Source organism: Clostridium sp. CM039 (assembly GCF_055081075.1).
Genome location: NZ_CM143649.1, coordinates 2214447 through 2226848 on the forward strand (window position 1 = coordinate 2214447; position 12402 = coordinate 2226848).

Annotated in this window: 11 protein-coding genes; 3 read left to right on the forward strand and 8 right to left on the reverse strand. The window is 31.2% G+C overall.

The window, feature by feature from the left end; translation table 11 throughout:
• Window positions 1–29: 29 nt before the first annotated feature.
• Window positions 30–449 carry a hypothetical protein gene (locus tag ACWJJ2_RS10435; protein ID WP_462953232.1) on the reverse strand — a complete coding sequence of 140 codons (420 nt, stop codon included), beginning with the start codon at window positions 447–449 and terminating at the stop codon, window positions 30–32.
• A 571-nt stretch (window positions 450–1020) separates the two neighbouring features.
• Here ACWJJ2_RS10435 and ACWJJ2_RS10440 point away from each other — a divergent pair.
• Together ACWJJ2_RS10440 and ACWJJ2_RS10445 are read left to right on the forward strand one after the other, a co-directional pair.
• A complete protein-coding gene (locus tag ACWJJ2_RS10440; RefSeq protein WP_165413311.1) occupies window positions 1021–2148 on the forward strand; it encodes an ABC transporter ATP-binding protein in 1128 nt (375 codons plus the stop codon).
• Window positions 2148–3740, forward strand: coding sequence for an ABC transporter permease/substrate-binding protein (locus ACWJJ2_RS10445; protein ID WP_216303220.1), 1593 nt, complete (start codon window positions 2148–2150; stop codon window positions 3738–3740). The genes ACWJJ2_RS10440 and ACWJJ2_RS10445 overlap by 1 nt, the downstream gene beginning before the upstream one ends.
• Window positions 3741–3813: 73 nt before the next feature.
• Here the strand turns inward: ACWJJ2_RS10445 and ACWJJ2_RS10450 are convergent, their stop codons facing one another.
• The gene (locus tag ACWJJ2_RS10450; RefSeq protein WP_462953233.1) at window positions 3814–5289 is read right to left on the reverse strand and encodes a 4Fe-4S dicluster domain-containing protein; all 1476 of its coding nucleotides are present in this window, start codon (window positions 5287–5289) and stop codon (window positions 3814–3816) included.
• Window positions 5290–5523: 234 nt separating this feature from the next.
• Window positions 5524–5649 (reverse strand): cob(I)yrinic acid a,c-diamide adenosyltransferase, encoded by a 126-nt coding sequence (locus tag ACWJJ2_RS10455; protein ID WP_216303237.1) that lies wholly within the window; start codon window positions 5647–5649, stop codon window positions 5524–5526.
• A 231-nt stretch (window positions 5650–5880) separates the two neighbouring features.
• Between ACWJJ2_RS10455 and ACWJJ2_RS10460 the strand changes: the two genes are divergently transcribed.
• Window positions 5881–6801: a polysaccharide deacetylase family protein gene (locus tag ACWJJ2_RS10460; RefSeq protein WP_462953234.1), complete on the forward strand. Its 921-nt coding sequence runs from the start codon at window positions 5881–5883 to the stop codon at window positions 6799–6801.
• A 28-nt stretch (window positions 6802–6829) separates the two neighbouring features.
• Here ACWJJ2_RS10460 and ACWJJ2_RS10465 read toward each other — a convergent pair whose 3' ends face one another.
• From ACWJJ2_RS10465 to ACWJJ2_RS10485, 5 genes are all read right to left on the reverse strand, one after another.
• The gene (locus ACWJJ2_RS10465; protein WP_462953235.1) at window positions 6830–8308 is read right to left on the reverse strand and encodes a hypothetical protein; all 1479 of its coding nucleotides are present in this window, start codon (window positions 8306–8308) and stop codon (window positions 6830–6832) included.
• A gap of 38 nt (window positions 8309–8346) precedes the next feature.
• Window positions 8347–9732, reverse strand: coding sequence for a HAMP domain-containing sensor histidine kinase (locus tag ACWJJ2_RS10470; RefSeq protein WP_216303223.1), 1386 nt, complete (start codon window positions 9730–9732; stop codon window positions 8347–8349).
• A 4-nt stretch (window positions 9733–9736) separates the two neighbouring features.
• Window positions 9737–10426 carry a response regulator transcription factor gene (locus ACWJJ2_RS10475; RefSeq protein ID WP_165413305.1) on the reverse strand — a complete coding sequence of 230 codons (690 nt, stop codon included), beginning with the start codon at window positions 10424–10426 and terminating at the stop codon, window positions 9737–9739.
• 539 nt (window positions 10427–10965) lie between these two features.
• Window positions 10966–11631, reverse strand: a complete 666-nt coding sequence (locus ACWJJ2_RS10480) for a hypothetical protein (protein WP_462953236.1) — start codon at window positions 11629–11631, stop codon at window positions 10966–10968.
• Window positions 11606–11956, reverse strand: a complete 351-nt coding sequence (locus tag ACWJJ2_RS10485) for a hypothetical protein (RefSeq protein ID WP_462952606.1) — start codon at window positions 11954–11956, stop codon at window positions 11606–11608. Before ACWJJ2_RS10485 ends, ACWJJ2_RS10480 begins: the two co-directional genes overlap by 26 nt.
• Window positions 11957–12402: the final 446 nt, after the last annotated feature.

A 12402-nucleotide genomic window follows, 5' to 3' on the forward strand; every position in this document is an offset into this window, starting at 1 on the left:
ATGAGACAAGTCTTTTTGTTGTATTTCGATTAAGCTTTTTGAATTTTTCCATCAATTTCTTCCTGATTAATTGTTTCTACAATATATTCTTCATCAATATCTTCTTCAACAATATCATTACAAACCTCAGCTTTAGTTAAGCATATTAAACATTTTGAAACTTTTTTGTTTACTACACCCACTCCTAATAGAAGAAATGCGATACCTCCATATATTGCAACTGGTTCAAATATTCCTGGCAACAATTGTGATGGCACTAACGCATCCCTTACAGTAGCGGCAGAATAACCCTGAGCTACAGCTTGATTAAAGTTAGTTCTATATAAGAAAACATTATTAACTAATAATGCAACTCCCATAATTGCAACAACTGAAGCGACAACATACAAAGTAATTGAAATAGCAGATTTTCCTGATTTTTTAGACGCATTTTTTGCTTTGATTTTCATAGTAATTCGTCCCCATTTCCGCCATTAAAGGCTATATTATAATTTCGTTTTAATACTGATATTATTTTTCAGCACTTCTGCTTCTTTTAATAATAGTAACAAATAATTGTTGCATTTAAGTGTCAATATTGTGAACAATTTATAACTAGGGTTTCCAAGTTTTAAACCCATCCTCCATTAATAATACATCTAAGTGTTTTGAAAGAGATTTCCACTCACTTTTTAAACAATGATATGCTTCTTTACCGTCATCACTTAAAACGTAAAACTTACGTGGGCGACTAAAACAAACTCGATTTGTACTACAAAAACAAAATATAAAATGTTTAAAACATAAATAGCCTATATTCGGCCCCTATAAAAGACCATATAGCCAGTAATGGTACTATTATCTAGCATATGTTCCATTTTTATCCGTATATCACCTATACCCCAATATTGACAGACCTGTCACATTTATTCTCAATTTATGGAGTTTTGTAAACAGACAATCCTATGATACCATATAGGTTGTTAGTTTTAATTAATAAAATTTGACTGACATTCTATTATTTTATTGAGGAGAGGTTATATGTTAGAGTTTAGGAATATAAGGAAGGTTTTCAAGGGCAAAACCGTAATTAACGACATTAGTTTTACTGTAAATAAGGGAGAATTTGTAGTTATAGTAGGACAAAGTGGTTGCGGTAAAACCACAACCTTAAAATTGATTAATAGGTTAATTTCACCAACATCAGGGAGCATACACTTGGATGGTAAAAATATATTAAAGGGTGATACAATTAAGCTACGACGGAATATGGGGTATGTCATACAGCAAACAGGACTTTTACCACATATGACTGTAGGAGAGAATATTGGAATAATACCAATGCTGGAAAAATGGCCAGAAGATAAAATACTTGACCGAACAACTGAACTTTTAAAGATGGTAGGAATGAAGGCAGAAGAGTATGTTGATAGATATCCATGTGAATTAAGTGGAGGTCAGCAACAAAGAATTGGGGTAGCAAGGGCCTGGGCAACAAATCCAGATGTAATTCTTATGGACGAGCCTTTTAGTGCCTTAGATCCAATTACGAGAAATCAGCTTCAAGATGAATTGTTTAATCTTCAGCAAGAGTCTAAAAAGACAATAGTTTTCGTAACTCATGATATGGATGAAGCCCTTAAGCTCGGTGATAGAATTTGTATTATGAAGGACGGAAACATTGTTCAGTATGATACTCCAGAAGAAATTTTAAATAATCCTGCTAATGATTTCGTTAAAGAATTTATAGGTAAAAATAGAATATGGCAGCAACCAGGGTTTATAAAAGCTAGGGATATTATGATTACAGAGCCAATTACAACTAGTGGCAACAGAACAGTAGTCCAAGCTTTAGAAATCATGAAGGCAAACAAAGTGGACAGCTTGTTAATTATTAATAAAGAAGATAAGCTGGAAGGAATCATTACAATAAAAGATATTATAAGGAATTATATAGGTTCTATAAAGGTAAATACTATTATGGGCACAGAAATTAAAACCGTTAATTTAGATGACTCTTTAATAGATATATTAAATCTAATGAATGAACTTAAAATTGGATATGTTCCAGTTGTAGATGACAGTTCTAAATTAGTTGGATTAATTACTGAGAGTAGCTTGTTGATTGTTTTAAGCAATCAGTATATTAACCAGGAGGATGATGAATAATGGGCATATTAAATGGAATAGTTAGTTTTAAAGACTTTGTAGTTTCAAGGCAGAGTCAAATAATAGATTTAACACTTCAACATATTGAATTAACCGTATTTGCTGTGGTTATAGCCATAATTATTGGAATCCCTTTAGGTATATTAATATCTAGAGTTAAGAAGTTATCGGGGCCCGTTATAGGTCTTGCGAATTTAATACAAGCAATACCTAGTTTAGCTTTATTAGGGTTTTTAATACCAATACTTGGAATAGGTAGTACGCCAGCAATACTTATGGTATTTTTATATTCACTACTTCCTATTATAAAAAATACCTATACTGGACTTATGAATATAAATCCAGATGTAATCGAGTCATCTAAAGGCATGGGTATGACAAATAAACAAGTACTTAAATTAGTTCAATTACCACTTGCGTTCCCAGTAATTATGACTGGTATAAGAATATCAGCAGTTACTGCTGTTGGACTTATGACAATTGCAGCATTTATAGGTGCAGGCGGACTTGGATATATGGTATTCTCAGGTGTGCAAACGGTAGATAATAATATGATTCTAGCTGGAGCAATTCCTGCATGTTTATTAGCACTGTTAATGGACTCTATTGTAGAGAAAATTGAACAAGGGGTAACACCTCCAGGAATCAGAAAAGCAGATGGAACAATTAAACTGTCTAAGAGAAAAAAACATAAGTTTAGTAAAACGCAAAAAATCATAGCTAGTAGTTTAGCTATGATACTGATAGCTAGCGGTGTGTATATGTCCACTAAAAAGACTGACACTATTGTGGTAGGTTGTTACAACAGTTCCGAACAAATTATATTAGGTAATATACTAGCAACACTAATAGAAAAAAATACAGATATCAAAGTAGAGACACATTTAAATTTAGGAGGATCAGGCCTCGCTTATTCTGCGTTAAAAACTGGTGAAATAGACATGTACCCTGAGTATACTGGAATGAGTTTAGTCGGTATTATGAAGAGGTCCCCAATTAATGATCCAGCTAAAGCTTATAAAATTGTAAGTGATTATTACATTAAAAACTACGGTATAACTTGGCTAAAACCCCTTGGTTTTAATGATACTTATACATTATCGGTAGGACAAGACACTGCTAAAAAATACAATCTAGAGACCATTTCAGACCTTGCAAAAGTAGGAGGCGAGCTTAATCTCGGTGCTACATTAGAATTTTGCAATAGAGCAGATGGTTATTCAGGATTAACTAAAGTATATAATTTGAAATTTAAAAGTGCTAGCGCGATTGATGGAGGACTTCGGTATACAGCCTTAGACAATAAAAAAGTAGATGCTATAGATGCTTTTAAAACTGAAGGGTTATTAAAGTCATATAACCTTAAGGTTTTAAAAGATGATAAAAACTTCTTCCCAAATTATGATTGTGTACCCATAGTTAGTAGTAAAACTCTTGAAAAACATCCAGAACTTAAACCTTTAATTAATAAATTAGGCGGCAAGATTACGAAAGAAAAAATGATAGACTTAAATTATAAAGTTGATAAGCTTTCCGAAGAACCAGCAAAGGTTGCCGAAGACTTTTTGAGGGAAAATAAATTGATTAAGTAGTATATAAAGTTATAGAATATCTTTTATAAGAAGAGGTATAGCAAAATTTTGCTATACCTCTTCTTATAAAAGATTATTTAGACATGAAGTTTTTACCACGGTGCATATCAATTTCCTCTCCCTTTATTACTTTGAGTGAATCGCTAGCATCTTTTTCTAACGCTAATTTTCCGTACTTATTTACTTCATTTTTATCTCGTGAACCATGTTTAAGGGATGCTGCTCCACCTATGCATCCACCAGAACAAGCCATTCCTTCTATGAAATTGCCGTTTGATCTATTAAATTTCAATAATTTCAAGGCTTTATCACATTCAATAAGGCCGTCACAGCTAATAGGTTTAAACTCAACTGAAACATTTTCAGCATCAACTAAGTGTTTTACTGCTTCGGTAAGACCACCAGCTTTAGCAAAAATCCTTCCATAATAAGAAGCATTATTCAAAGGAAGTTCTTCACACTCTTGAAGATCTATTTCAAATGCCTCAAGCATTGCCTGAAGTTCTTCAAAAGTCATTACATAATCAGTAATGCCTTTTATATCTGATTGCTTTATTTCCATTTTTTTAGCCGTACAAGGTCCAATAAATACAACTTTAGCTAAAGGATCTGTATTTTTAATGAGCTTAGAAATTGCTATCATCGGAGAAACTGTGCTTGATACATGTTTACCGAGCTCTGGGTAATTTTTCTTGATATATGAAACAAAAGCTGGGCAACAAGAGCTTGTCATAGTTTTGAGCTCCTCGATAGTTTCTATAAATTCTTTTGTTTCATTTTGAACTACCATATCTGCACCAATAGCTGCTTCTACGACATCATAAAAGCCCATTTTTTTTATACCTGAAAGTACTTGACCAATCTTAACATCGGTAAATTGACTAGCGATTGCAGGGGCAACGACAGCATATACATGCATATTTTTATCTTCTTTTGATTTTATTAATGCATTAGTAATATCTACTACTGATGATTTATCCATAATTGCACCAAAAGGGCATTGATAAACACAAGCACCGCATTGTATACATTTATCATTATCTATTACTGCTTTTTTATCTTCATCAATACTTAATGCGCCTGCACTGCAAGCTCTACGACATGGTCTCATAACATCAGAGATTGCGTTGTACGGGCAAGCAGCTTCACATTTGCCACATTCAATACATTTTTCTGTATCAATGTAAGATCTACGATTTATAGAGTGAATTGCATCCACAGGGCATACTTGAATGCATTTGTGTGTTAAACAACCTCTACAAGCTTCGGTAACCGTGAATCGTTGTATGGGACATTCATCACAAGCAATACTTATTACTTCAATAACATTTTTGTTTTTTTTACATCCGCCCATTACAAGTTTTATTCTTTCCCCAATAATTGCTCTTTCCTTATGAATACAACAACGAGTTCTTGCCTTAGGGCCTGGAACAAGAACCTTAAATAGATTTCTACCTTCTTTTTTTAGAGTTCCTTTAATCGCAAGTTTAACTACCTCTGTTATTACCTCATATTTTATAAGTTGTATATCATTATCAAATTGCTTCAAATTTATCACTTCTCCTATTTTTATAATGTAAAGTACGAATATCAAATTCTAGACACTTTTAAAAACGTGTAAAAGATATTCAATTCCTATTATCGAGAATATATATATGTATTGTTCCTAATAATTGGTTTTAGTTACATTAAAATAATATCACTATGTTAAGAAATCAGCAAGTGGGCCCCTCAAGTACCCACAATACCTTTCCTCGACAAAACACCATTGTTATAATAAGTTCTAAACTTCTGGTTTATTTTTTATTAATTCCAATATACATTCTATATCCATAAATTTAAAATATAATTCTATAGTAAGCTCATCTAATACAACTACATCATATTCATTATTTTGTTTAATCCTTATTTTTTCTGAGTGCTTAGCAAGTTAAATTTAAACGTAATATGAAATATGTAATGAAATTGTAATAATTCTGTAATCTCTTAAATTAGAATAAGTAGTATTATAAATGTATAGATACGACAACATTTTACATATGAGATGATAATATTGCAAATTTTGGACAAGTTGTATTTAATTGTAATTTTATTCAGTGTTTATTATTTGCAAATAAGCTGTTAAGGAAGTGTTAAATAAGTGTTAAATATTAATGAAACAAAGAGACTTAATAAAAGAACTATAAAAATAAATTTATTATCTGGCTGCATTTTTTTAATTTTAATAGGTGCTCTCATAATAGGTAAAAATTTTCTTAAAGAAGAAGTTAAAGCTGAACCAGTTACTGCTACAAATAATAATGCATTACAGCATAATAATGAAACCATCAATAAACCACCAAAAAATTATACCGTAAATAAAGAAGGACAAAAGTACATTTATGATGCTACAAAGGTAAATGCCATAGTAAATTACAAAGAAAAAAATGATGGTAAGAAGATAGCATTTCTTACCTTTGATGATGGTCCATCTACCACTGTAACCCCCCAAATACTAGATATTCTAAAAGAGTATGACGTTAAAGCAACATTTTTTTTGATTGGAGAAAATGTAGAAGAGAATGAAAAAAGTAAAGAACTTGTAAAGCGTGAATTTAATGAAGGACATGCAATAGGCAATCACACTTATTGTCATAGCCTGAATGTGTTGTTTCCTAACAACAAAATTAATATACCTGTTTTCATGAATGATGTGAAAAAAACCGAGGACGCTTTAAAAAATATTCTTGGCCAGGATTTTAATACAAATATTTTAAGGGTGCCAGGAGGATATATGTCCAGGACATATTATAAAGATCCAACTTTACCAGAGTTTGATACAATATTAAAGAAAAAAAACATGGTCAGTATAGATTGGAATGCTCAAATTAAAGATGCGGAAGGTAAGCGCAATAAAAGTCCCGAAGAGTTCCTTAGCATATTAAAGGAAGAGGTTGGAACAAAAGAAAAAGTAATTATATTGATGCATGATACTTATGGTAAAATAGGAACTGCTAATGCATTACCTCAAATTATAGAATATTTAAAGGGTCAAGGATATGAATTTAAAACAATAAAATAAGTGCTAACGCGACTAGTCGCGTTAGCACTTATTTTACTTTTTTTTGCCAATCATCCACATAACTACCCGTAGCCCAATGGGCCATTACTGGCAGCTCTCCTGATTTAAACTTCAAAGTTAATGATTTTTCTCCAAGGTTATATCCTTTTATAGTAAAAACCATTAATTCTGTATTGGTTAGAACAACAACAAAGTCTCTATTAGGTGAGGAATAAGCATCCACTGCACTAGGAACCTTTGTTTTTATTACGTTAAAAGAAGGAAATAAATTATCATATGTAGTTAATGATTTAGGTGTAGCATAAGGAATATCAAAATCTATAAATGAATTCTTACTATTTATTTTCGTTTCCATTCTTCCCCTTAGTATCCATCGTCCACTCCTTCTTATTACACCCCAATTAGTATCCACTTTTTTTAGATTTTCATCTTTAATGTTTTTAGGTGCGTTTAAAAGTGTACCTGCCAAAGTAGACTTTTCTATTTCCCTTCCCAGTATGCTTGTAAGTTTTATGGATTCTCCCAATAGATTATCCATAGGAAGAATTTTAAGCTGATTATTAGTGTATTTATTTTCTGAATAATTATTATTTACATCCTCTAAAGTATCAATTGAAACATAATTGCTACCTACAAATTTAATAGCCATACTACCTTCCGTTTTGGTATACTTTATTTGTTTTGAATTTGTATTTATCGGTTTAGTCGGATTAATTGGATTAATTGGATAAGACCAAAGTACATCCTTAGCATCTCCATTTTCTATTTTCTTACTTATCCCTACCTTCCAAAATCCATCTTGCCTTGGAAGTAGCAAATCTTTAGTTTCCACAATGGGTAGAATTTTATCATTTACCGAACTAATCATTAAGGTTTTATATAAATATTTGCTAAGCCCATCTTCCGCTTTAGGGTTTTCATACCTTAGTCCAAGTAATAATCCTGACTTAGATCTTATTTCTTTTTCTGCCTTACTGATTAAAATTTTTGTGTTATCTTCTTTATCTTTATCATATGAATGCGTAGTACTAGAATCTTTTACTTTATGAAAATATAATAAAATGCCCTCATAATTTTTTATTAAAGTTACCTCATCCAACTTTATGTATTCATCGTAAAAAATATTATTGGAGTTAATGGTTATAATTTGCACATCATCATTTTGTATTCCTAAACTTTTAGCACTTATTTTTACAGTATTCCAAAAATAGTTTTTAGTATTCACGGACTTAACTTTATATTGAGGATTATTAGAAATGTCACCATTAAAGTCAACTGTATCTTCACTAAAATAAGCACTCTTTCCAATTAATTCTTTTGCCTTTTTATCATCTATTGTAGCTCCACCAATAGAAACATATTTTTCTACTGTCCAGCTTCCTCCTATAGGAGACACCTTGAGTTTTTTATGTAATCCCTGAGAGTTTAAATTTAATCCTACATACTGACTCCATATAAAAATTATAATAGAAAATAAAACAAAAAATAAACATAACGCCTTTTTCACTGCGAGCCACCTCTTATATATTTAAATTTTATTATTTCTTATGCCAACGGTAAGAATATTCTAACATCTGTACCCATGCCGTGTTCACTTGAAATCTCAAGTTTACCATTGTGCATTTCTACGATTTCTTTACAAAGAGAAAGTCCTATTCCATTTTGTGACATACTTGTTCTGCCTTTGAAAAATTTTTCTGTGACTTTAGGCAAATCCGCCGGTGAAATTCCTATTCCATCGTCCTTTATAATAATGCAAATATTATTACCGGCAATGCATGCTTCGAGTGTTACATTGCCCCCTTTTTTTGTAAAATTAAAGGCGTTATCTAAAACGTTAATAATAACTTGATTCACCCTTTTTTCATCTGCAAAAACTGGAGATAAAGCTTCTTGTATTTTAACAGTAAAATTAATATTGTGACGTATTGACTTGGGCATAAACTGTTTTTCTATATAGGCTATAATGCTTTGAATATTTACATATTCTTTTGTAAGTGGTACTTTTCCAGATATAAATTTAGAAAAGTCCAACAGTTCTTCCACCATTCCTGTAAGTTTATCGCTTTCCTTTTCTATGATGCTAAGTCCATCTAGGATTTCTTCCTTATCTTCTAAACTACCAGAACTAATAGTTGCAGCCCAACCTTTTATAGATGTCAGCGGAGTTCTAAGTTCATGAGAAACCGACGCAATAAATTCATTTTTCAACTTTTGATTTTTTTCAATTTCTTCTGCCATAAAATTAAATGTATCGGATAGTTCTCCAATCTCATCATTTCTTATTTTTTCTAGTCTTTCATTGAAGTTTCCAGACGCAAATTTCTTAGCTAGGTTTTTTATTTCCTCTAAGGGTTCCACAATAGTATTAGATATAAATATACTAGAAACACCAGAAATCACAATTACAAGAGCCCCAACTCCTAAGAAAAGAAATGTTATTTTACGAATCAGTGCATCTACCTCAGATAATGAAGTAACAAAACGCAGTACACCCTCTATTTTATTAGAGGATTTTAAGGGGTATGAAACGTACATAAAATTTTCTTTTGTATACTTATCTTTCTTAGTAAAGGTTCCAAGTCCCCCCATCAATGCCTTTTTTACATCATCATCTTCAATAGGTTTCTCATTAAAATTACCAATTGAATCCATTAGCATCATTCCTGAGTTATCAATAATTTGGACCTCAGCAGAGGTGTTTTTCCAAAAAATATCAGCATTATTCTCCACATTTTCCTTTAAACTTGATGAAGAAAAATAATTATTATAAAAATCAACAGACCCCTTAATTTGGCTCGAAAGCAAAGACTCCATGTTTTTGTAGTAATATTTCTCTATAGAAACCGTAAGAAAAACTTCTAAGGTAATTACCGTAAAAAAAATCACTAATAGATAACTCCAAACAAGTCTGGCTTTTATTCCTCTCAAAATATCACCTCTTTTTCCATCTATATCCAACGCCCCATACTGTTTCTATATATTTGGGCTTAGAAGGAGTATCTTCAATTTTTTCTCTAAGACGTCGTATGTTAACATCTACAATTTTAGAGTCTCCAAAGTATTCATAATTCCATACTAAGTTTAATAAATCATCTCTACTAAAAGCTTTTTCCTCATTTTCCATGAAGGCCTTCAGAATCAAGTATTCTTTAGGAGTTAAATCTAGAAGCTGGCGATTTTTATATACCTTCATTGAAACAGTATCTATGATGAAGCACCCAGAGATTAATCGCTCAGGATTTTTCTCTTCACTATGACTCATTCGTCTAAGTAGAGAATTTGCTCTGGCAATAAGTTCTAAAGGATTAAATGGTTTTACCATATAATCATCAGCACCATACTCAAGGCCCATTATTTTATCCATATCTTGTCCTCTAGCAGTAAGCATGATAATACCCAAATTCGGAAAATCAGCCCTTAACAATTCACAGGTTTTAAACCCATCCATACCAGGAAGTGTTATATCTAAGATTATTAAATCTGGTCGCTCCTGGTGGACTTTTTCTAAACCTTCCTCTCCAGATACAGCTTCAAGCACTAAAAAGTTATTTCTTTGGAAATTAATTTTAATAAACCCTCTAATAGATTCCTCATCTTCTATAATGAGCACTTTTTTTTCCATAATTTCACCTCTTACAATGAAAGCAATATTCTACTACAATCTGCTTTACATATTATTAGCTTTAATTATAACATAATGCAGCTATGAAATATTATAAGTAATAATATTCTAATTGCTTTGTAATGCTCCTCCATCGCAATCTTTTTTGCTGTGATTTTTGACTAGATCATCTTATGCTTCGCTCTGCAATCGGATCAGCCTTAGCATTATTTAGATTTATTACAATTAAAACAAACTGGTTCAACTCAAAACAGTTTATACGTCAAAAATAGAGTAACCCTATAATAATTAAGAACTAAACCACTTAAAACGGCGGTACTTGCCTGCGCACATTTCTAGAAATTTAGTTCTTTTCTTAAAATTAACTCCTAACTTTGAAAAAGCGAAACATTTAGAGTTTAAGGTAGATGTATAATGTGCTCTGAAAAAAGCACTTAATCATATTAAGTGCTTTTGTTTAAATTATTTAATTTTTCTTAATAATGACCAACTATTTCTATAGCATGAAGTATAGGTCTAGGCAAAGAATTTTAGAGTTTCTACTCTTTTATTATATATGGTACAGTAAGCACTGCTACATTTCTATTTTTATATAGCATACTCTTTATAAAATATGCTGTTTGGTTATGAAGTAAATTATGCCACCACTTAGTAATGACATATTGTGATATTACAACTGTCACAGTTTCTCCATGTTTTGAAGCACGTTCTTCAGATTCTATAAAATTCATTAATGGTTTCATTATGTCTCTATAGGAGGAATGTTTTATTATTAATGGAATCCCAGGATTATACTCTTCCCATTTTCTTTCTAATTTTTCAGTAGCTTCAGCATCAGTTGATACATGAAATGCAACTACATTTTGTGATAGGCATCTATCACAGTTTAATGCCTTTAAAAATGATTTATTTAATGCTCCTACAAGTATTATTACATGTTGTTGGTTATTCGTTGTCGCTCCTTCATTAGGTCTTTGTTCTAATGATAATTTAAGTTGTTGCGCTATCTTAGTATAATGTTGCTTAACCTTAACCATAAGATAAACAAGTAAAGGTATTACAATACAAACTATCCAAGCTCCGTGGAAAAACTTTGTTATACCTATGAGTATTACTGTAATAAAAGTTACAACTGCACCTAATCCATTTATAAGTTCCTTATGTTTCCATCCCAGAGTTCTACTTCTTTTCCACTTTAAGAACATTCCAACCTTTTGTACCAAGATTATCCTTTGCGACTATATATGATCCACCACCACATGGGTAGCTATCAATAGTTTGCCTATAAGAAAAAACAAGTATAAATAATAGTACGACAATACACAACGCAGCATAAAACATATATCTATATGCTATAATACCTATAACACTAATTAACACAATTAAAATTTCTTCCCCTGCATATGCAACTGAAGAAACGGCATCACTAGATAATATAGGAAGTCCCCAAAAAACATTTAATTTTTCTCCTTCTAATTCTTCTGTTTTTAGTGTCTTACCTATTAGTAGTTCTCTTAATTTTGAAAACATAATTACACCTCTATTATAGAATTTTTCATTACTATATTTATTTATTTATTTATTATATAGTATTGATTCAAAGACTTCAATTTTGTATTCTTTCATTTAAGCTAAAATAAAAACAAATCCCCGACTAAATTGACAAAACTATAACATTTTAATCCCCATCCGCTTATATGCTTACTATATATACGTTTTAGATGGAATCGTAATTGTTTCAATATTACATCTTATTAGTCTATATTTAAATTCCTAAAAATATTCTAACTTATTTTTAAATCTTCTATGTTTCCACATAGAACAATAATTTCATTGCATCCCCCCCCCCTCTTTAATTAAATTAGCTTGAATTAGAAAGAGGTATAGCAAAATCCTGCTATACCTCTTTCTTTGTAACTCCTATATATAATCCTTAAAAAATAGGATGTCCGTTTAAACAAATGTCCTATTATAAT